Source organism: Pseudomonas sp. S49, assembly GCF_009866785.1.
Taxonomy (GTDB): domain Bacteria; phylum Pseudomonadota; class Gammaproteobacteria; order Pseudomonadales; family Pseudomonadaceae; genus Aquipseudomonas.
Genome location: NZ_CP019432.1, coordinates 2,282,289 through 2,303,385, shown reverse-complemented (window position 1 = coordinate 2,303,385; position 21,097 = coordinate 2,282,289). Strand labels below are relative to the sequence as shown.

Genomic DNA, 21,097 nt, shown 5'->3' with positions numbered 1-21,097 from the left:
ATTTGCGGCAACCTGTAGGGTCGCGTTTTTTGCGCCGTTTCGAGATCTGTCATGCAGGATGCATCCCTCCCCCGCCCGGCTCTGCTGGGCATCGACCTTGGCACCACCAACAGTCTGATTGCCGTCTGGCAGGACGGTCAGGCCCGCCTGATTCCCAACGCTCTGGGCGATGTGCTGACGCCCTCGGTGGTCAGCCTCGATGAAGACGACACGATTCTGGTCGGCAAAGCCGCCCGCGCCCGCCTGACCACGCACCCGGAACGAACCGCTGCAGCATTCAAGCGTTTCATGGGCAGCGACAAACAAGTCCAGCTCGGCACACGTCAGTTCAGCCCCGAAGAGTTGTCGGCGCTGGTGCTCGGCTCACTCAAGCAGGACGCCGAAGCCTTTCTCGGCCACCCGGTTGCAGAAGCGGTGATTTCCGTCCCGGCGTATTTCAGCGACGAACAACGCAAACGCACGCTGTTTGCCGCCGAACTGGCCGGGCTCTCGGTGACACGCCTGATCAACGAGCCGACCGCTGCGGCCATGGCTTACGGGCTGCATGAGCAGAAATTCGAACGCACGCTGATCTTCGATCTGGGCGGCGGCACCTTCGATGTCACGGTGCTGGAATACGCTTTGCCACTGATCGAAGTGCACGCCTCCACCGGCGACAACTTTCTCGGTGGCGAAGACTTCACCGCCGCGCTGTTGCAGGCCTGCCTGAAACACTGGCAACTGACCCCGGCCATGGTCGATGCGCAAAGCATGGCCAGCCTCGGTGATGCGCTTGAGCAGCTCAAATGCAAACTCGGTGAAGGCATTCAACAACTGAGTTGGCGTCACGCTGACAAGACGTTTGAATGGTCTCTGGACGAAGCGGCGGCGGTAAAAATCTGGGAGCCGCTGCTGGCGCGTTTGCGCGCGCCGATCGAACAGGCCTTGCGCGATGCTCGCCTCAAACCTCGCGACCTCGACAGCCTGGTGCTGGTCGGCGGCGCCACGCGCATGCCGGCAGTCCAGCAAATGGTCGCCACGCTGTTCGGACGCCTGCCTTACCGGCATCTTGATCCGGACACGATTGTTGCGCTGGGGGCGGCGACGCAAGCGGCGTGCAAGGCGCGCGACGGTGCGGTTGAAGAGTTGATTCTGACGGATGTCTGCCCGTATACGCTGGGGATTGCGACCATGCGTGGCGAAGACATCAAAGGTGCCTTCTCGCCCATCATCGAACGTAACACCATCATTCCGACGTCAAGGGTGGAGCGCTATTACACCACCCAACCTAAGCAAACAGCGCTGCGCATCGCCGTCTATCAGGGTGAACGGCCGTGGGTTTGCGACAACATTCTGATTGATGCTTTCGATGTGACGTTGACGCCCACTGAACACATCCAGGAGCTGGATGTACGCTTCAGCTATGACATCAACGGTTTGCTCGAGGTGGACGTCACCCTGCTCGAAACCGGTGAGCGCCACAGTCACAGCATCGACCGCAGCCCCACCGGTCTGAATGAGCAAGCACGTCGCGACAGCCATAACCGGCTGTCGACACTGAAAGTCCATCCGCGCGATGCGTTGCCCAACCGCACGTTGCTGGCCCGCCTGGAGCGGGCATGGATGCAAAGCCTCGGCACGCAACGCGAGCACATTGCCGAATGGCTGCACAACTTCACTACCGTGCTCGGCGGCCAGCAACCCTCGGAGATTGCCAGCCATCGCTCAGAGCTGAACAAGGCGCTGGATCAACTGCGCCTCTAGCCGTTGAGTCGCCGCAAGGCAGCCTGCAGGCCGCCGGACAGCATCTCGGAATCGCCGCTGTCCGGTGGCACACCATAGCGGTTGGGCAACTTGTCACCGGCAAGCCCGAACAACACCAACGGCAAAAATGGCAGAACCGGCGTCAGCGCCATGAAGATCAGCAACGTCGGAATGCCCCGGCCCATGTCGTGCAAGCGGCGCAGAATAGCGCCGAACACCAGCAGCACGGCCAATAACAGGATAAGAATGCCAGCGCCCGTAGTGCCACTGATCAACCCCGCTACCGGCGCAATCACCAAACACCCCAAGACCTGAGCGATAAAAGCCTTGCGCCCCAACCGCGAGCCGAGACGCCAGATCGCTCTCGCCGGTACCGGCTGCACATCGCTTTTCGCCAACAGTAATCGTTCCGACCAGGACAATATCGCGCACAGGGCCAGGCGCAACCCGACGCTGTTCTGCACATCGTCCTTGCCCTGTTGCAGTTGGCGCAGGACGCGCGTTTTCGGCACCCCGGCAGCGCCATAGCGAATCAAGCCCTTGAGCGCATCCAGCGCTTCATACGCCAGCAGTTTGTCGACGCCAAAATCGGTCAGCACTTTGCGCGGCGGCCACACCGGTTCGCCTTTGATCAAACCGTCGCGGAAGCCTTCGAACCAATAGTCCTCGCAGCTGACCGCCGCGATCGACTGCAACAATGCACGATGCTGCTCGGCACTCAGGCTCGGGTCGTGATAGAGCACGCCCCAGAACATCATCAAACCCAGCAAATCGTCGCCGCATGCCGCACGATCGCTTTCAAGGCAGGTGTAAAGCAGGGTATTGGCCGGCAATCGCGCGCTGTCGAGTGCCTGCTGTACGCTGAACAATTGCTGCACCAACAAGCCGTGCACCGGGTCACTGCCCTGCAGCCATCCGAGCAAGCCGGCGCAGTGGCCTTGCTCACGCTGCAAGCGCCGCAACAAAGGTTGCAGGCGACTCAAAGGATGGGCCGGATTGAAAGGCAGGCGCTCCACGCACTGCGCATCCATCATTTGCAGCCAGCGTTCGGGTTGTTCCAGCAATGCCAGCAAGAACAAGGTCTGCGCGTGCCACTCCCAGGTGGCCTCACCCAGCCCGACCGGTGGCAACTGAATCCCGCGCCGGCTCAACTGCAGAATCAAATCGAGTTCGGACAAGTCGCAATCATCTTTGACCGCGGCCAGCGTGAACGCGTCTGCCAGTCGTTCCAGCGCAGCGTCGCTGTAAGGCCGCAAGCGACACAACCACAGACGACAGACTTTGTGCGGCTCACCTTTTGTCAGCACCTGCGGCAATGGCCGGGCACTTGAATGCGCATCGCAGAAAGCACTCATGGCCAGCGCTATCGGTGCCTCGTTCAGCCAGCACAGGTGTTGCGCGGCCTGATACTTGAATCCGCTCATCACCAGGCTTTCGAGGGCATCAATGGGCAGCGGCGCATCCACAATCTGCTGCAACAACACCGTATCACCGCGATGCAGCGCCCAGGCGTGGCGGTACAGATGCAGCAATCGGCTGTCGGCATTTTCGCCCAGCAATTGCGCGAGCAAGGGCAGCTCATCACCGCTCATGCGCCAATCGACAAAACTGTGCGCAAGGCTCTCAAGCTTTAACCGCCCGACACCCAGCCAGCGGTTCAGCGTCTCGGGGTGTTGTGACGGACAGCCATACACCTGGGTGTCATCGCCAAGATCCTCTGGCCAGTCACAGACGCCCTGCAGGCGATCGAATGCCTGAATCAACAGGGGCAGAAAAGTCGGCTGGCGCTTGGCGCAGAGCTCCAGCAGACGACTTTCCGCCATCGGATGGCGATGCTCGTTCCACAGCCGGATCCAGCACGGCAATGCCTGATCGTCCCGGCCCAGCAGACTGCTCTGACAGGCCAACAGGTAAAGCCAGTCGACATCATCCGGTGCAGCAAGCTGCTGTTCGACACAGCACTGCAAAAACGTCGGGCCGCCGATACCTGCCTGAGTGAACTGCACCAGCAGCCGCTTGAGGAACGCGGCATCCTCCGGCAACGGCAGGCAGGTGTGCTGACTGGCGAAGTCGGCGAACTCCTGCAGTGGACGCTGGTTGAAGATGAAGTCGAGGCTACGGGCGTACCACAGCGATTCAGTCTGGGCTGCCTCTGACCATGTGCTCATCAGATCCGTATCAAACGGGTCCGGCGTTTCGATTCGCTGGAGAAAGAACCCCACCTGATGTGCGTCGTCGAAGCCCAGATCCAGCAACTGTTGATCCCAGGCCATACGCTTGGCCAACAGATTCGCGCAGCGGTACGACAACGGACCGGCGTCGGCCATCCGGTGGTACAGGCCCCAGCTGACTTCATCGAGCACGTCCAGCGACAGCTCATCCAGCCCTCGGACAAATACCTGCCACGCGGCGAAATTGAACCGACGCGCGGGATCATCCAGCAGCTCGCAAAAATCCCCGAACACCGGAGGGACCTCAACGACAGTCTGTTCTGAGGCTTGGGACTCGTACTCGTCCTCGGGCTCTTCTTCCTCGTCTTCACGCGCCAGACGCAGGGCGTTTTCGTAGGCCGCGCGCAGCGCCTGGAAGCCTTGCGGGTCGGTCTCCGGATGATGCGCCGGCAAACGTGCGCGGTAGGCCTTGCGGATAAGGTTTTCGTCGTTAGTAGGCTCGATGCCCAGGCGGATCCAGCAACTCATGACCAGTCGAACTCCTTGAGCGATGCCGGGCGTGGCGGCAAATCGATTTCCATATGCCACGGCAAATCAGCAAGGAACCGAGGGATGTTTTCGGCAAGGCCGCGGGCAATCCGCAGGTTAAGGGCGTTGGCGCCTTGTCGATCGAGTTCGCGCGCCAACTCATCGTCGCTGGCACTCAGGCAGGACCAAAACGTCCGGCCCACGACAAAGCCATCGAAGTAAGCCATCCAGCTACCGTAGTGAAATTGCGCTCTGAGGGCCAAACGACTGTGCAGCCAATTGCTTTCGTCCAGGTCGACCCACTGATTGCGCACCGCACAGCGCAAGAGAAAACCCATGCGGCCATAGTCCCAGGACAAAATCCCACCCGGCCCGCAACTGCCGAACGTGCGACTGGCAAACTCATGCAGGATGCGTTCGCGGGGACTCAGGTCGTCGAGCAAGGCCTGCCATTCACTCGGCAGACAGCGCTGCCACGCCAGATAGGCCGCGCTGAGGTGCTTGGCATGGCCGTCGTCGGTCATCCGCTCGAGCATGTCGAACAATTGCCCACGGTCATCGATCCCCCAACTGTCCTGCAGATCGATGTAGCGATCATTGCAGAACGCCGGGTCGTCGTAGCTGGCACCGGTATTGATCGCCGCCATTGGCGCAGACAGGGCGCACAGCCAGCGCTGTTGAATCTCGTCCATGAAAAAAGGCTCCAGGCCGACCGGTGAGGAATGGGGTCGGCAAAACTGCGGCGGATTGTAGAGAAACCGCCGCCAGCGGCAAAGTCGCACAGCGCTTTTCTTGCGCGCACAAAAAAGGCCCCGACGTATCGGGGCCTTCATTCAGCGGCTCATCGCCGGTTCAGGCGATTGTGTTGCGGCACATGACTCAGTGCTGCAACGCCGGTTTCTGCGTCCCGTTGATCGGGATGCGTTTGGCTTTCGCTTCTTCCGGGATCACGCGCAACAGGTCGATGCTCAGCAGACCGTTTTTCAGATCGGCAGCCTTGATCTCGATGTGATCGGCCAGACGGAAGGACAGCTTGAACGCACGCTGGGCGATGCCTTGGTGCAGGAAGGTCACGCCTTCGTTGGCATCACGCTTGCCACCACTGATGGTCAGCACACCTTTTTCGACTTGCAGCTCCAGGTCATCTTCCTGGAAACCGGCGGCGGCAACGACGATACGGTACTGGTCATCACCGTGCTTTTCGACGTTGTAAGGTGGGTAGCTGCTGCCTGGCTCGTTGCGCAGGGCAGTTTCGAACAGGTCGTTGAAACGGTCGAAACCTACCGAGGAACGGAACAGTGGCGCGAGGGAAAATGCAGTACTCATGGTTCAAATCTCCTGAAAACAATCAGCAAGGTTTTTTGACTCCGCGACCCGAATTCGGCATCGCGTAACCCTTAGATAGGGACCGCTGAAATGATTTCAAGAGACTATTTGCAGATTTTTTTCAGGCCGCTTCGGCGACCGGCAGACCGAGCAAACGCGAGACGTGATCCGGTTCCGTCTCACGGCGCAGGACGGTGAACAGCTCGGTGGCCTCGGGATAATTGCGCGTCAGCATGGCCAGCCATTGCTTCAATCGGCCCGGCGATTGGCGGGAGGTCATCTGCGCTTTGGCTTGCAACCAGAAGTCCTGGATCAGCGGCATCAGCTCGGCCCACGTCATCTCGACCACTTCTTCGCCAGCGCGGGCGGCAGCGATCTGTTTGGCCAGATCCGGGCGCGACACCAGACCGCGACCGAGCATGATGTCTTCTACGCCACTGATCTCGCGGCAACGACGCCAGTCTTCGACGCTCCAGATATCACCGTTGGCGAACACCGGGACTTTGACCACGTCCTGCACACGCGGAATCCACTCCCAGTGTGCGGGCGGTTTGTAGCCATCCATCTTGGTTCGGGCGTGAACCACAATGTGCTCGGCGCCGCCCTCAGCCAATGCCGTGGCGCAGACCAGCGAACCGTCGGGGCTATCGAAGCCCAGGCGCATCTTTGCGGTCACAGGAATATGCGCGGGTACGGCGCGGCGCACGTGTTCGACGATCTGATTGAGCAGTTCCGGCTCCTTGAGCAGAACCGCACCACCACGAGATTTGTTGACGGTCTTGGCCGGGCAGCCGAAGTTCAAGTCAATGACTTCAGAACCGAGTTCGCAGGCCAGTGCAGCGTTTTCCGCCAGGCACACCGGATCGGAACCGAGCAATTGCACGCGTAATGGCACGCCAGATGCGGTACGCGCGCCGTTGAGCAGCTCAGGGCCGAACTTGTGGAAATAGGCCGGCGTGAGCAACTGATCGTTGACCCGAATGAATTCGGTCACGCACCAGTCGATGCCGCCAACGCGGGTCAGCACGTCGCGGAGAATGTCGTCGACCAACCCCTCCATGGGCGCCAGAGCAATTTGCATGGGAAAACACTACTTGAAGAAAAACGTGCGGCAGTTTACTGGATATCGCAAGAAATCGCAGAAACCTTGTGGGAGCGAGCCTGCTCGCGATAGCGGTGTGTCAGTGAGGCATATGTTGGCTGACACACCGCTATCGCGAGCAGGCTCACTCCTACAGTTTAGATTCGGGCAGATTCCGGGATCTGGATCGCCGGGCCATAGCCCTCGATGAACTCGGCCGGCATGCGCTTGGGCTTGCCCGTGGAGAGTTCAATGCAGACAAACGTGGTTTGCGCGCGCAGCAGCGTGGTGTTGTCGCTCGGGCGCTTGAGCTGGAAATGCCGGGTCATCTTCAGACGCTGATCCCAATCAACGATCCAGGTCGCCAATTGCAGTTCATCGCCTTCATAGGCCGCAGCGAGATAATCGATCTCGTGACGGACCACGGCCATCGCCCGATCCAGTCGCCGATACTCGACCAGATCCAGACCCAGACGCTGCGAGTGGCGCCAGGCGCAGCGTTCGAGCCAGGTCACGTACACCGCGTTGTTCGCGTGGCCCAGCCCGTCGATGTCCTCGGCGCCTACTTGCAGATCAATGGTAAACGGCGTTGCCCGATCCCAGCCCATGCCCCACTCCCGGTCAATGTATTCAACCGGGGCAGTGTAACGGAGCTCAGGCCGATTGGCGCGCCTGAAGGCTGCGGCCGGCCAGCAGGGATAACACGCCATCAACCACTCGAGGGTCGGCCAGCACACGCTGATGACCGCCGCCTTCAAGGCGCAACAGGCGACTGTCGAACCAGGATTCGTGGATCAGTTGCGATTCCTTGACCGAGACGAAGTTGTCGTCCTCGGCATGCACGATCAGGCCGGGCATATCCAGTTGATAGTGGGCAACGTCGAGAGTCGCGGCGCGCATGCCGACATCTTGTTCGACCTGGCGAATGAAAGCGGAACGGGCCCGAGGCGGCATACCAACGTAGCGAGCAAATCCGCGCAGTACGCCAAGAATGCGCGCAGGCGCGGCGATGCTGACGAGGGTTTCGGTGCGCAAGCCCAATTGCACGGCGAGCATGGCGCTGGCGCCGCCCATGGAATGACCGATGACCGCTTGCAATGGTGGCAGCTCGGCAGCCGCTTCGAGCATCGCCCGAGCGAACAACACGACATTGGCTTCACGCCCCGGCGAACGTCCGTGGGCCGGACCATCGAGCGCGACGACGGTATAACCGGCGTCGACCAGCGCGGTGATCAGCGCGGCGAACTGAGTTGGCCGCCCTTCCCAGCCGTGCATCAGCAACACCGCCGGGCCTTGGCCCCAGCGCAGCGCCGAGAGACCGAAGCGCAAAGTGATCCGCTCGGAACTTGCCAGCAGCGGCAGCTCCCAATCGCGCAATGGCAGCGCGCGCGGCGTCATGAACGCCAGACGCATTTTGCTCGCAACCCGTTTCGGTGCAATCCAGCCCAAGGTGCCATTAACGCCACGAATCCACTTCAACGTGTTCATCGCTCTCTCCTCAGGCGTATTGCCTTCAGGTCAACGCACCGCCGACTTGGCAGCGCGCAGCAATCGATCGGATAAATCTCCCGGGCCGAGCGCTCTTGCGAGTGCCAGACCACCCACCATCAAGGCCACATCGGCCAAGGCTTTGTCGGTGTCCTCAGGGCTGGACGCCAACTGCGCAATCATCAATTCCAGGTGCTCGTTCAGCGCGATGCGGAACGACTCCGGCAAACGGCCCAATTCGCCGATCGAAGCTGGAATCGGACATGCCGCGTCACTGGAATCACGATGCTTGCGCGACAGGTAGAACGCAGCGACCAGGGCGCGGCGCTCTTCACCGGTCAGTTCGGCATCCATGTCGGCAATCAGGTCACGGCGGCGGCCGAGCAATTGCTTGAACGCTTCGAGCATCATTGCGTCCTTGCTTTCGAAGTGCGCGTAGAAGCCACCGACGGTGAGGCCGGCTGCGCCCATCACTTCGCCCACGCTCGGGTCGGCCGGGCCACGCTGAATCAGTGCGGCGCTGGCAGCCTTAAGGATGCGTTCGCGGGTTTGAGCTTTTTTATCGTTCATCGTTGCCTCCGAATATTACGACTAGAATATTATTCGCATAATAATATTCTGCAAGTCAAGGATATGACCGCTGGTCTGAAGCACAGTGTAAGGAAAAAGGAGAGTTGGCCAAACGCCAGACAAACAAAAGGGCCATTCAATAATTGAATGACCCTTATAAAATCCCGCAGAGCGGGTAATCGTGGCGTCCCCTAGGGGACTCGAACCCCTGTTACCGCCGTGAAAGGGCGGTGTCCTAGGCCACTAGACGAAGGGGACACAAACCTTCTATACAACTGATCAGCGCTGAGAACTGATCGATTCAAGGCCGGTGTGGCCAGACCTTGAACGTGTAAAATTGGTGGAGCTTAGCGGGATCGAACCGCTGACCTCCTGCATGCCATGCAGGCGCTCTCCCAGCTGAGCTAAAGCCCCGGATTTTTCGCCTCGCGGCGGAGCGACATCTTGCAACATCGCTTCTGTAAAACTGGCGTCCCCTAGGGGACTCGAACCCCTGTTACCGCCGTGAAAGGGCGGTGTCCTAGGCCACTAGACGAAGGGGACGCAAACCCTTCTATACAACTGATCAACGCTGAGTGTTGATCGCTTCGAAGCCGGTGTGGCCAGGCTTCGAAGTGTAAATTGGTGGAGCTAAACGGGATCGAACCGTTGACCTCCTGCATGCCATGCAGGCGCTCTCCCAGCTGAGCTATAGCCCCTCATCGTTGATGTCATCGCTGAGGACGGGGCGAATCTTAAGGGCGTATCGAAAGCCTGTCAAACTTATTTTTGAAATTTTTCAAAGTTTTTCGTCGGCATAACAATCACTTACCGCCCTCCCCCGTAAATTCGGGGGGAACAACGCCGAAGGCCGGAATCAAAAGATCCCGGCCTTCGGTGGTTCCTGCAGAGTCAGGCGTGCTTAAGCGATAGCGCCCAGCAGCTTTTCCCACTCTTTGTTTTCTTTCTTCGACACGCCGCCCAGTAGGTCAATCGCCTGACGCAGACGATAACGGGTCAGATCCGGGCCGAGGATTTCCATGGCGTCGAGCACCGACACCGAACTCGCCTGACCAGTGATCGCAGCGAACATCAGCGGCATCGCATCGCGCAGTTTCAACTCCAGCGATTCGACCACAGCCTGAATGGTCGCAGTGATGTTGTCCTTCTCCCACTGACGCAGGCTTTCCAGCTTCCACAGGATCAACTGCATCAACTGCCGAACCTGATCGCCGGAGAGTTTCTTCGATTCGAACAACTTGGCATCCGGATTGACGCCACCAGCGAAGAAGAACCCGCCCAGCGGTGCAACCTGACTGAAGGTTTCGACGCGACCCTGAACCAGCGGCGCGATCTTCATCATGTATTCCGGGTTCAATGCCCAGGTTTGCAGACGGCTGGCGAACTCTTCCACCGGCAGATCACGCAGCCACTGGCCGTTGAGCCACGACAGCTTCTCGATGTCGAAGATCGGCCCGCCAAGCGAGACACGCTTGAGGTCGAAATTGTCGACCATTTCCTGCAGCGAGAACTTCTCGCGCTCGTCCGGCATCGACCAACCCATGCGACCGAGGTAGTTGAGCATCGCCTCAGGCATGAAGCCCATGCGCTCGTAGAACGTCACCGAGGTCGGGTTCTTGCGCTTGGACAGCTTGCTCTTGTCCGGGTTACGCAGCAGCGGCATGTAGCACAGCTCGGGTTGTTCCCAGCCGAAGTATTCGTACAACAGAATCAGTTTTGGCGCCGACGGCAGCCACTCTTCGCCGCGCAGCACGTGGGTGATGCCCATCAAATGGTCGTCGACGACGTTGGCGAGGAAGTACGTCGGCAGGCCGTCGGTCTTCATCAGCACTTGCATGTCCATGCGATCCCACGGGATCTCGACATCGCCACGGAGCATGTCCGGCACCACGCAAACGCCTTCACTCGGCACTTTCATGCGGATCACGTGGGGTTCGCCGGCGGCCAGACGGGCCGCGACTTCTTCTTTCGACAGCAGCAGTGCGCGGCCGTCGTAACGTGGAGTTTCGCCGCGGGCCATTTGCTCGGCGCGCATCTGATCCAGCTCTTCAGCGGTGCAGAAGCATGGGAACGCATGGCCCATTTCGACCAGTTGCTGGCAGTACTTCTGGTAGATCTCGCCGCGCTCGCTCTGCCGGTATGGACCGTGCGGGCCGCCGACGTCCGGGCCTTCGCTCCAGTCGATACCCAGCCAGCGCAGGGCGTCGAAGATCTGCTGTTCGGACTCGCGGGTCGAACGCAACTGGTCGGTGTCTTCGATCCGCAGGATGAACTCACCGCCATGCTGCTTGGCAAAGCAGTAGTTGAACAATGCGATGTAAGCGGTACCTACATGGGGATCCCCGGTAGGCGATGGCGCGATGCGAGTGCGGACGGTGGTCATGGCATGTCTCGAAAAGAATGAAAAGCAAAACAATCAAGCGGCGAATGGTAACAGGCGACACCCGCCCCGCTCCAGCAGGCAGGGCATTTAAGCCAAGTTTGCCTCTGGAACGCCGGTAAGTCGTGGTGAATGGGCAAATATCAGCGGATGGCATTTACCGTTGATCGGCTGTATGCCAGATTCGCCTGCTGATAACTTTCCTTACAATTCCTCGACTACAGTTTGCCCATGCCTGCCCAACTCAAGCGTCGCCTGTTGATATTTCTGCTGCTCGTCCTGCTGATTGCCGGGGGCTTTTTTGCTCATTGGTTTTTCAAGGGACGCTTCTATGAAAGCACCGACAACGCTTATGTCCAGGGCGAAATCACCCGTGTGTCGAGCCAGTTGAGCGCGCGCATCGACGAAGTGCTGGTACAGGACAATCAGCACGTCGAAAAAGGCCAGTTGCTGGTGCGCCTCGAACCCAATGATTTCCGCCTGGCCATCGATCGCGCCAATGCCGCCCTCGCCACCCGCGAAGCGGAACGCCTGCAAGCGCAAAGCAAATTGACTCAGCAAGCCAGTCTGATTGCTTCCAGTGATGCGCAAGTGGCGACCACCCAAGCTACCCTCGGCCGCTCGCAGATGGATTTGTCGCGTGCCGAAACCCTGCGCAAACCCGGCTATGTTTCCGAAGAACGGGTGACCACCCTCTCCGCCGACGCCCACATTGCTCGCTCGCAAGTGGCCAAGGCGCAGGCTGATGCGCAAGGCCAGCGCCAACAGGTCAACGCCCTGAACGCGGAAATCAAACGCCTCGACGCGCAGATTGCCAACGCCCGCGCCGATCTCGCGCAAGCCGAACTCAACCTGACTCGCAGCGAAATCCACGCGCCGATCAGCGGTCTGGTCGGCCAGCGCGCCGCGCGCAATGGTCAAGTGGTGCAGGCCGGCGCTTATCTGCTGTCGATCGTCCCGGACGAAGACATCTGGGTGCAGGCCAACTTCAAGGAAACCCAGATCGGTCATATGCAACCCGGCCAAAAAGCCGAGCTGACCTTCGATGCCTATGGCGATACGCCGATCGAAGCGCGGGTCGATAGTCTGTTCGCCGCGTCCGGCGCACAGTTCAGCCTGCTGCCGCCGGACAACGCCACCGGTAACTTCACCAAAGTCGTACAGCGGATTCCGGTGAAACTGACTTTCAAGGCCGACAACCCGCTGCACGGCAAGATCCGTCCGGGCATGTCCGTCACCGCCACCGTGAACATCAAAGACGCCCCGGACAATGGCCGGTGATTCGCTGATCCGCCCGGTCGGCGAGCCGACCCGGCGCGATTGGATTGCGGTGATGAGCGTGATGCTCGGCGCCTTTATGGCGGTGCTCGACATCCAGATCACCAACTCGTCGCTGAAAGATATTCAGGGCGCGCTGTCGGCGACACTGGAAGAAGGCTCGTGGATTTCCACCTCGTATCTGGTCGCGGAAATCATCATGATCCCGCTGACCGCGTGGCTGGTGCAGTTGCTGTCGGCGCGCCGTCTGGCGGTGTGGGTGTCGCTGGGCTTTCTGCTGTCATCGCTGCTGTGCTCGATGGCCTGGAGCCTGGAGAGCATGATCGTCTTCCGCGCCATGCAGGGTTTCACCGGCGGCGCGCTGATCCCGCTGGCGTTCACCCTGACCCTGATCAAACTCCCCGAACACCACCGCGCCAAAGGCATGGCGATGTTCGCCATGACCGCGACCTTCGCGCCGTCCATCGGCCCGACGCTGGGCGGCTGGCTCACGGAAAACTGGGGTTGGGAATACATCTTCTATATCAACATTCCGCCGGGCCTGATCATGATCGCCGGGTTGATGTACGGACTGGAAAAGAAAGCAGCGCACTGGGAATTACTGAAAAGCACCGACTACACCGGCATCCTCACGCTGGGCATCGGCCTCGGGTGCTTGCAGGTGTTTCTTGAAGAGGGCCATCGCAAGGACTGGCTGGAATCGAGCCTGATTGTGACGCTGGGCAGCATTGCGCTGGTGAGTCTGATCACCTTTGTCATCGTGCAGATCTCCAAACCGAATCCACTGATCAACTTGGGAATCCTGCGCAATCGCAACTTTGGTTTATCGAGTATTTCCAGCCTGGGCATGGGTGTCGGACTGTACGGTTCGATCTATTTGTTGCCGCTGTATCTGGCGCAGATTCAGAACTACAACGCCCTGCAGATCGGCGAAGTGATCATGTGGATGGGCGTGCCACAGCTGTTTCTGATTCCGCTGGTGCCGAAGCTGATGAAGTTTGTTTCGCCGAAATGGCTGTGCACGCTGGGGTTTGGTTTGTTTGGTCTGGCGAGTTTTTCGTCGGGGGTGCTCAACCCGGATTTTGCCGGGCCGCAGTTCAATCAGATCCAGATCATCCGCGCACTGGGCCAGCCGTTGATCATGGTGACCATTTCGCTGATCGCCACGGCGTACATCCTGCCGCAGGATGCGGGGTCGGCGTCGAGTCTGTTCAATATTCTGCGTAACCTTGGCGGTGCGATTGGCATTGCTCTGCTGGCGACGCTGCTGGACGCGCGCACCAAGACTTACTTCGATTATCTGCGTGAAGCGGTGGTGCCGACCAATCCGCAAGTGGCCGAGCGACTGGCATCGATGACCGATCGGTTTGGCAGTGACACGGCGGCGCTGGGCAAGTTGAGCGAGATCGTCCATCAGCAGGCGGCGATCATGGCTTACAACGATGCGTTTCACTTTGTCGGGATTGCGTTGGGGATCAGCATGCTGGCGGTTTTGTTGACCAAAAAATTGCCACAAGGATTGAAGGCTGGGGAGTCTCATTAAGACCGAGTCGCCGCCATTCGCGAGCAGGCTCGCTCCCACAGGGGATTTGTGAACGACACAATTCCAATGTGGGAGCGAGCCTGCTCGCGAAGAGGCCCTGTCCGGCGCTAGAGATCAAACAGCCAATAGCCGCTCGCGCAGCTTGGCAATCTCATCGCGCATCTGCGCCGCCGCTTCAAACTCCAGATCCCGCGCCAGCTGATACATTTTCTCTTCCAGCGCACGAATGCGTTTGGTGATCTCGCTCGGCGAGCGCAGTTCGGCTTCGTATTTGGCGTTCTCTTCGGCGGCTTTGGCCATGCCTTTGCGCTTCTTGCTGCGCGAGCCCGGCACGGTGGCGCCTTCCATGATGTCGGCGACGTCCTTGATCACACCGCGCGGGGTGATGCCGTTTTCCAGGTTGAAGGCGATCTGTTTGTCGCGACGACGCTCGGTCTCACCAATCGCTCGCTCCATCGAACCGGTCATGCGATCGGCATACAGAATCGCCCGGCCATTGAGGTTACGCGCCGCGCGGCCAATGGTCTGGATCAGCGAGCGCTCGGAACGCAGGAAGCCTTCCTTGTCGGCATCAAGAATCGCCACCAGCGACACTTCCGGCATGTCCAGGCCTTCACGCAGCAGGTTGATACCCACCAGCACGTCAAAGGTGCCGAGGCGCAGGTCACGGATGATTTCCACGCGCTCGACGGTGTCTATGTCCGAGTGCAAATAACGTACGCGCACACCGTGGTCGGCGAGGTAATCGGTAAGGTCTTCGGCCATGCGCTTGGTCAGCGTGGTGACCAGCACCCGTTCCTCGACCGCCACACGTTTGCTGATTTCCGAGAGCAGGTCGTCGACCTGAGTCAGCGCCGGACGCACTTCTACCTGCGGGTCGACCAGACCGGTCGGCCGCACCACTTGCTCGACCACGCGCCCGGCGTGCTCGGCTTCGTAGTTGCCTGGTGTCGCCGAGACAAAAATGGTCTGCGGGCTGACCCCTTCCCACTCGTCGAACCGCATTGGCCGGTTGTCCAGCGCGGAAGGCAGACGGAAACCGTATTCGACCAGGGTTTCCTTACGCGAACGGTCGCCCTTATACATCGCGCCGACCTGCGGCACGCTGACGTGGGACTCGTCGATCACCAGCAAGGCATCGGCCGGCAGGTAATCGTAGAGCGTTGGCGGCGCGGCACCGGCCGGACGCCCGGACAGGTAGCGCGAGTAGTTTTCGATACCGTTGCAGTAACCCAGTTCGAGGATCATTTCCAGGTCGAAACGGGTGCGCTGTTCAAGGCGCTGGGCTTCCACCAGTTTGTTGTTGCTGCGCAGGTATTCGAGGCGTTCCTGCAGTTCGACCTTGATGTGTTCGATGGCGTCGAGCAGGGTTTCCCGTGGCGTCACATAGTGGCTCTTCGGGTAAAAGGTGAAGCGCGGCATCTTGCGGATGACTTCGCCGGTCAGCGGATCGAACGCGGAAATGCTTTCGACCTCGTCATCGAACAGCTCGATGCGAATCGCTTCGAGATCGGATTCCGCCGGGTAGATATCGATCACATCGCCGCGCACGCGGAAGGTTGCGCGGGCGAAATCCATGTCGTTGCGGGTGTATTGCAGGTCGGCCAGACGCCGTAGCAGCGCACGCTGATCGAGTTTGTCGCCGCGATCGACGTGCAAGACCATCTTCAAATAGGTTTCCGGGCTACCCAGACCGTAAATGCACGACACCGTGGTGACAATGATCGCGTCCTTGCGCTCGAGCAGCGCCTTGGTCGCGGACAGACGCATCTGCTCGATGTGGTCGTTGATCGATGCATCCTTCTCGATGAAGGTGTCGGACGACGGCACATAGGCTTCGGGCTGGTAGTAGTCGTAGTAGGAAACGAAATACTCGACCGCGTTATTCGGGAAGAACGCCTTGAATTCACCATACAACTGCGCGGCCAGCGTCTTGTTTGGCGCCAACACCAGGGTCGGGCGCTGTATCTGCGAGATGACATTGGCGATGCTGAAGGTCTTGCCCGAGCCGGTCACACCGAGCAGCGTCTGGTGCGCCAGCCCGGCTTCGATGCCCTCCACCAATTGGCGGATGGCCTCCGGTTGATCGCCGGCGGGCTCGAAGCGGGTGACGAGCTGGAATTCGGACATATACACCTCTGGGATCGCGGCATTCCGAGCAAAGCGGAGCACCACGGGGACGACCGCAAACGACCGGTGTCGCGCAAGAAAAAAGCTGGATTGTGCTCAATGTGGTGGCGATTGCCCGCTCTTTCAAGGCAAACGTCCTACATCCGCTAAAGACTCTGACACGAGCAGTCGACTAACGGTCAAGAAATAATCGGAAAAACTTACCCTAAAAGCCGAATCGCCTGTCGCCATTGTTCCGTAATGGCCTCTATACTAGCTCCCCGTTTGTGCACCGCTCTAGTGCATCCGGCTGGAGCGCGACACGTCCCTCCATTCTCCATTCAGAGCCGCCGCAATAATGAGCCTGTTCTCCGCTGTCGAAATGGCACCCCGCGATCCAATCCTGGGCCTCAACGAAGCATTCAACGCCGATACCCGGACCACCAAGGTCAACCTGGGCGTGGGTGTTTACTGCAACGAAGAGGGGCGAATTCCACTTCTGCGCGCCGTGATCGAAGCCGAGACGATTCGCGTCGCTCAACACGCTTCGCGCGGTTACCTGCCGATCGATGGCATCGCTGCCTACGACCAGGCCGTGCAAAAGCTGCTGTTCGGCAACGACTCGCCGCTGATCAGCGCCGGTCGCGTCATCACCACCCAGGCCGTCGGCGGGACCGGCGCCCTGAAAATCGGTGCCGACTTCCTCAAGCAACTGCTGCCGAACGCCGTTGTGGCGATCAGCGACCCGAGCTGGGAAAACCACCGCGCGCTGTTCGAAACCGCCGGTTTCCCGGTGCAGAACTACCGTTACTACGACGCTGCCACCCACGACGTTAACCGTGCCGGCATGCTCGAAGACCTCAACGCCCTGCCGAACGGCTCGATCGTTATCCTCCACGCTTGCTGCCACAACCCGACCGGTGTCGACCTGACCCCGGCGGACTGGAACAACGTGCTGGAAGTGGTTAAAGCCAAAGGTCACGTGCCGTTCCTCGACATGGCTTATCAGGGTTTTGGCGACGGTATCGACGAAGACGCCGCTGCCGTGCGTCTGTTCGCTGAGTCCGGTCTGACGTTCTTTGTCTCGAGTTCGTTCTCCAAGTCGTTCTCGCTGTACGGCGAGCGCGTGGGTGCGCTGTCGATCATCAGCGAATCGAAAGAAGAAAGTGCGCGCGTGCTGTCGCAGGTCAAACGCGTGATCCGCACCAACTACTCCAACCCGCCGACCCACGGTGCCAGCATCGTCGCTGCGGTGTTGAACAGCCCGGAACTGCGTGCGCAGTGGGAAGCGGAACTGGCTGAAATGCGTCTGCGCATTCGCGGCATGCGTGAGCAGATGGTTGCCCTGCTGGCCGAGAAAGCACCGGGCCGCGATTTCAGCTTCGTTGGTCGTCAGCGCGGCATGTTCTCTTACTCGGGCCTGACCACTGAGCAAGTACATCGCCTGCGTAACGAGTTCGGCATTTACGCACTGGATACCGGCCGTATCTGTGTAGCAGCGCTGAACCAGAGCAACATCAAGGCTGTGACGGATGCGATTGTTCAGGTCATCTGATTTCGCCGCGTGATGAAAAACGGGAAGCCTTTGGGCTTCCCGTTTTTTATTGTCACGAATAACGCCCCATACCCTCTAGACTGCACACAAATCAAACTGTAGGAGTGAGCCTGCTCGCGATAGCGGCGTGTCAGGTAATGAATCTTCGGCTGACACGACGCTATCGCGAGCAGGCTCACTCCTACAGGTTTTGTGTACACCCGAGATTTCTGAAGAGACCCCATATGAAAAACGACAACCTGCGTGCCGACCGTGACGACCTGGATGATTTCATCCCCCGCGCCTCGGCCAAACGCGAAAAAAGCCTGGTGCTGCAAGTCGCCGCCGGGGTGTTTCTGGGTGGCCTGGCGCTGTGGCTGGTGCAACTGGCAGCCACTGCGGCCTACGCCAAACTGATGCTGGGCACTATCACCTTCGGCAGTTAAGCCAGTTCAGTCGCGCGCTGAGTCGCGGCATCGTCATAGACGACGTACAGCGATTCGGCGATCTGGCTTTTGATCGCCTTGGTGCTTTCAAGACCCAGGACAAAACCTTCAGCCTTACCGCCCGCGCGGTTCAATTCCTCGGCGGTACTGGCCTGGGTGATTGCATCCAAGAGTTTTTCGGCGTGGGGGCCGACGCCTTTGGGCAAGCTGATTTGCGCGATGCTCATGCGAACACCTCGTTGTTGCGGATTGACTGCTTCATGGCACGTACCTTTGCGGCGAATGGCCGGCAGCGCGTGTGACCACTTCCGGGCGGCCATGGTAGACCTCTGCTACGGTTCTGGTAACCGCCAATCGCTGACAAACCGCCATCCATCCCGAAAATTCACTCATTTTTGCAACCGGTGCTTGACTTCTCTTTTTGAATCAGTAACATACGCACCAATTCCGCAATAGCTCAGTTGGTAGAGCAAATGACTGTTAATCATTGGGTCCCTGGTTCGAGTCCAGGTTGTGGAGCCAAATAGCAAAGCCCCTGAATCGAAAGATTCAGGGGTTTTTTTGTGGGCGCTCGAAAAGATCAAAAAGATCGCAATCTTTTGATCTCGAAATGAAAAGGGCCGATCTGCAACAAACAGATCGGCCCTTTTCTATTCCATTACAGCGTCAGACATGCTCGCTGCTTTTCACCTGCACCTTCGGCGCACCCTGCCCATGATCGTGATCATCCGGCTCGATCACCGGCACTTCCTTGCCGTCGCAGTCATGCAGCTTGCCGTCGCTGAAGTAATCACCTTCACGCAGCGCCGCCAGATCGCGATAACGCAAGGTGCGCTCTTCCGCTGCGGCAAATACCGACTGTTGATCCGAGTTACCGGCGGTGAAGTGGTTGAACGCCAGGTTGAGCAGGATCGCCATGATCGCCGACGAGCTGATGCCCGAGTGGAAAATGGTCGCGAACCAGCTTGGGAAATGATCGTAGAAGTTCGGCGCAGCAATCGGGATCATGCCGAAGCCGATCGAGGTAGCGACGATGATCAGGTTGACGTTGTTACGGTAATCAACTTTCGACAGCGTACGGATGCCGCTTGCCGCCACTGTACCGAACAGCACGATACCGGCGCCGCCGAGTACCGACGTCGGCACCGCCGCGATGACGCGGCCCATGAACGGCAGCAGGCCAAGGATCACCAGGAAGATCCCGCCAGTGGCCACCACGTAACGGCTCTTGATCCCGGTGACCGCCACCAGCCCGACGTTCTGGGCGAAAGCACTCTGGGTGAACGAGCCGAAGATCGGCGCAAACATGCTCGACAGCATGTCCGCCCGCAGACCGTTGCCCAGACGCTTGGAATCGACCTTGGTGCCAATGATTTCACCGACCGCCAGAATGTCTGCCGACGTTTCTACCAGCGTCACCATGACCACGATGCACATCGACAGGATCGCGGCGAAGTGGAAGGTCGGCATGCCGAAATGGAACGGCGTCGGGAAGCCGAACATCGGGCCAGTGGTGACGTTGGAGAAGTCTGCCATGCCGAGGAACACCGCCAGCACCGTGCCGATCACCATGGCCAACAGGATCGACAGACGCGAGATGGTCGAGCTGCCGACCTTGCTCAGCAGCAGCACCAATACCAGCGTGACCGCCGCCAGACCGATGTTTTGCATGCTGCCGAAGTCCGGCGCATGGCTGTTGCCGCCCATCGCCCAGCGTGCGGCCACTGGCATCAGCGTCAAGCCGATGGTGGTGATCACGATGCCGGTAACCAGTGGCGGGAAGAACTTGGTGATTCGCGAGAACACCGGCGTGATCAGCAGACCTATCAAGGACGCCGCTATCACCGCGCCGAGCACAGATTGAAAGCCGCCCTCCCCACCACTGCTGACGATCGCGACCATGGTCGCCACGCCGGAGAACGACACGCCCTGCACCAGCGGCAATTGACAGCCAAAAAACGGTAGACCCAGGGTTTGCAGCAGTGTCGCCAGCCCCCCCGCAAACAATGAAGCAGCAATCAACAAACCTATGTCTGCCGGCGACAGGCCGGCCGCCTGGCCGATGATCAGTGGCACCGCAACGATACCGCCGTACATGGTCAGAACATGTTGCAGGCCGTAAGCCATATTCGCGCCGACCCCGAGATTTTCGTCCTCGGGCCGTTGGTGTGAAACATGGGGCGTTTTCATGGTGGGGGGTTCCCTGGTTTTTGTTATGCGCACACTGTATTCAAAACTCGCGACAAGTGTCCATGGTTTTGTATACAAAAAAACAGCGGAGGGTTACTCATCACTCAAACGGCCTGACCACTTGAGTGCTCCCCTATCACGTGGCAGGATCAAGCACCACGCCGTACGGATTAATGGATGCCCGCTGCCGGGCAAGAAAAGGACATCACCATGAGTGGAAAGCCCGCTGCACGCGCAACAGATGCCACGACATGCCCTGCCCATGCGGCACAGAAAATAGTTGCCGGCTCCCCCGACGTATTCTTCGATGGTTTGCCAGCCGCGCGCCTCGGCGACCCCGCCTCTTGCGGCAGCTCCATCAGCGGCAACATTTCCGCGACCGTTTTCATCAATGGTAAAAACGCCGCCACGCAAGGCAGCCTGGGCAGCCACGGCGACGTTATCGTCGGCGGTTCCGGCACCGTCATCATTGGCCAGAGCGGCGGTGGCGCAGCGATCAGCCCCGTTCCGCCGATCAACTTGGGTTTCGACGAACAGTTCACGTTGCTGGACGCCGATGGCGAGCCCGTACCCGACTTCGCTTACAAGATCACCACCGCGTCGGGCAAGGTAATCCGCGGTGTCACCAATGAGCGCGGACTGACTCAAAGAGTGTCGACCCGCGCGAGCGAAATGCTGCATCTGGAGCCTGACGACCTAGCCTGAGCAGA

Annotated in this window: 17 protein-coding genes and 5 tRNA genes; 7 read left to right on the top strand and 15 right to left on the bottom strand. The window is 59.5% G+C overall.

Translation table 11 applies throughout. The annotated features are described in order from the left end of the window. Nucleotides 1-51 precede the first annotated feature (51 nt). Complete coding sequence (locus tag PspS49_RS10025; RefSeq protein WP_160039042.1) at nucleotides 52-1,743, top strand: molecular chaperone HscC; 1,692 nt, start codon at nucleotides 52-54, stop codon at nucleotides 1,741-1,743. On the opposite strand, the gene PspS49_RS10020 is transcribed toward PspS49_RS10025, so the two are convergent. The 12 genes from PspS49_RS10020 to gltX all read right to left on the bottom strand — a co-directional run bounded on the left by PspS49_RS10020 (nucleotide 1,740) and on the right by gltX (nucleotide 11,290). Continuing rightward, the gene (locus PspS49_RS10020) at nucleotides 1,740-4,442 is read right to left on the bottom strand and encodes a DUF805 domain-containing protein (protein WP_160039040.1); all 2,703 of its coding nucleotides are present in this window, start codon (nucleotides 4,440-4,442) and stop codon (nucleotides 1,740-1,742) included. The two genes, PspS49_RS10025 and PspS49_RS10020, sit on opposite strands and share 4 nt — an antisense overlap. Continuing rightward, nucleotides 4,439-5,134, bottom strand: a complete 696-nt coding sequence (locus PspS49_RS10015; protein WP_160039038.1) for a DUF1266 domain-containing protein — start codon at nucleotides 5,132-5,134, stop codon at nucleotides 4,439-4,441. The genes PspS49_RS10020 and PspS49_RS10015 overlap by 4 nt, the downstream gene beginning before the upstream one ends. Nucleotides 5,135-5,321: 187 nt before the next feature. Further along, the gene (locus tag PspS49_RS10010) at nucleotides 5,322-5,768 is read right to left on the bottom strand and encodes an Hsp20 family protein (RefSeq protein WP_127926572.1); all 447 of its coding nucleotides are present in this window, start codon (nucleotides 5,766-5,768) and stop codon (nucleotides 5,322-5,324) included. Nucleotides 5,769-5,889: 121 nt separating this feature from the next. Further along, a complete protein-coding gene (locus PspS49_RS10005; protein WP_150773990.1) occupies nucleotides 5,890-6,849 on the bottom strand; it encodes a tRNA-dihydrouridine synthase in 960 nt (319 codons plus the stop codon). 158 nt (nucleotides 6,850-7,007) lie between these two features. After that, nucleotides 7,008-7,457 carry a thioesterase family protein gene (locus PspS49_RS10000; protein ID WP_127926571.1) on the bottom strand — a complete coding sequence of 150 codons (450 nt, stop codon included), beginning with the start codon at nucleotides 7,455-7,457 and terminating at the stop codon, nucleotides 7,008-7,010. Between the two features lie 46 nt (nucleotides 7,458-7,503). Further along, nucleotides 7,504-8,337: an alpha/beta fold hydrolase gene (locus tag PspS49_RS09995; RefSeq protein ID WP_150773989.1), complete on the bottom strand. Its 834-nt coding sequence runs from the start codon at nucleotides 8,335-8,337 to the stop codon at nucleotides 7,504-7,506. A gap of 30 nt (nucleotides 8,338-8,367) precedes the next feature. Then, on the bottom strand, nucleotides 8,368-8,907 hold the full coding sequence (locus PspS49_RS09990) for a TetR/AcrR family transcriptional regulator (protein ID WP_007913421.1): 540 nt from the start codon (nucleotides 8,905-8,907) through the stop codon (nucleotides 8,368-8,370). Between the two features lie 182 nt (nucleotides 8,908-9,089). Continuing rightward, nucleotides 9,090-9,165: transfer RNA gene (locus tag PspS49_RS09985), tRNA-Glu, on the bottom strand. Nucleotides 9,166-9,245: 80 nt separating this feature from the next. After that, nucleotides 9,246-9,321: transfer RNA gene (locus PspS49_RS09980), tRNA-Ala, on the bottom strand. A 53-nt stretch (nucleotides 9,322-9,374) separates the two neighbouring features. Continuing rightward, nucleotides 9,375-9,450, bottom strand: a tRNA-Glu gene (locus PspS49_RS09975). A gap of 79 nt (nucleotides 9,451-9,529) precedes the next feature. Continuing rightward, nucleotides 9,530-9,605, bottom strand: a tRNA-Ala gene (locus PspS49_RS09970). A gap of 203 nt (nucleotides 9,606-9,808) precedes the next feature. Further along, on the bottom strand, nucleotides 9,809-11,290 hold the full coding sequence (gene gltX / locus PspS49_RS09965) for a glutamate--tRNA ligase (protein ID WP_160039036.1): 1,482 nt from the start codon (nucleotides 11,288-11,290) through the stop codon (nucleotides 9,809-9,811). Nucleotides 11,291-11,518: 228 nt separating this feature from the next. Between gltX and PspS49_RS09960 the strand changes: the two genes are divergently transcribed. Further along, nucleotides 11,519-12,568, top strand: coding sequence for an HlyD family secretion protein (locus PspS49_RS09960; RefSeq protein WP_127926569.1), 1,050 nt, complete (start codon nucleotides 11,519-11,521; stop codon nucleotides 12,566-12,568). A 49-nt stretch (nucleotides 12,569-12,617) separates the two neighbouring features. Next, complete coding sequence (locus tag PspS49_RS09955) at nucleotides 12,618-14,108, top strand: MDR family MFS transporter (protein ID WP_174245108.1); 1,491 nt, start codon at nucleotides 12,618-12,620, stop codon at nucleotides 14,106-14,108. A 114-nt stretch (nucleotides 14,109-14,222) separates the two neighbouring features. On the opposite strand, the gene uvrB is transcribed toward PspS49_RS09955, so the two are convergent. Next, nucleotides 14,223-16,238, bottom strand: coding sequence for an excinuclease ABC subunit UvrB (uvrB, locus tag PspS49_RS09950; protein ID WP_007913411.1), 2,016 nt, complete (start codon nucleotides 16,236-16,238; stop codon nucleotides 14,223-14,225). A gap of 337 nt (nucleotides 16,239-16,575) precedes the next feature. On the opposite strand from uvrB, the gene PspS49_RS09945 reads away from it, so the two are divergent. Continuing rightward, nucleotides 16,576-17,772, top strand: a complete 1,197-nt coding sequence (locus tag PspS49_RS09945) for an amino acid aminotransferase (RefSeq protein WP_038363598.1) — start codon at nucleotides 16,576-16,578, stop codon at nucleotides 17,770-17,772. Between the two features lie 224 nt (nucleotides 17,773-17,996). Continuing rightward, on the top strand, nucleotides 17,997-18,197 hold the full coding sequence (locus PspS49_RS09940; protein WP_016983541.1) for a hypothetical protein: 201 nt from the start codon (nucleotides 17,997-17,999) through the stop codon (nucleotides 18,195-18,197). On the opposite strand, the gene PspS49_RS09935 is transcribed toward PspS49_RS09940, so the two are convergent. After that, nucleotides 18,194-18,424 carry a hypothetical protein gene (locus tag PspS49_RS09935; RefSeq protein ID WP_127926567.1) on the bottom strand — a complete coding sequence of 77 codons (231 nt, stop codon included), beginning with the start codon at nucleotides 18,422-18,424 and terminating at the stop codon, nucleotides 18,194-18,196. The two genes, PspS49_RS09940 and PspS49_RS09935, sit on opposite strands and share 4 nt — an antisense overlap. A 219-nt stretch (nucleotides 18,425-18,643) precedes the next feature. Between PspS49_RS09935 and PspS49_RS09930 the strand changes: the two genes are divergently transcribed. After that, nucleotides 18,644-18,719 (top strand) — tRNA-Asn (locus PspS49_RS09930). A 144-nt stretch (nucleotides 18,720-18,863) separates the two neighbouring features. Here the strand turns inward: PspS49_RS09930 and PspS49_RS09925 are convergent. Further along, complete coding sequence (locus tag PspS49_RS09925) at nucleotides 18,864-20,387, bottom strand: nucleobase:cation symporter-2 family protein (RefSeq protein WP_116255283.1); 1,524 nt, start codon at nucleotides 20,385-20,387, stop codon at nucleotides 18,864-18,866. Nucleotides 20,388-20,597: 210 nt separating this feature from the next. On the opposite strand from PspS49_RS09925, the gene PspS49_RS09920 reads away from it, so the two are divergent. After that, nucleotides 20,598-21,092, top strand: a complete 495-nt coding sequence (locus PspS49_RS09920; RefSeq protein ID WP_102900938.1) for a PAAR domain-containing protein — start codon at nucleotides 20,598-20,600, stop codon at nucleotides 21,090-21,092. The last annotated feature ends 5 nt before the right edge of the window (nucleotides 21,093-21,097 follow it).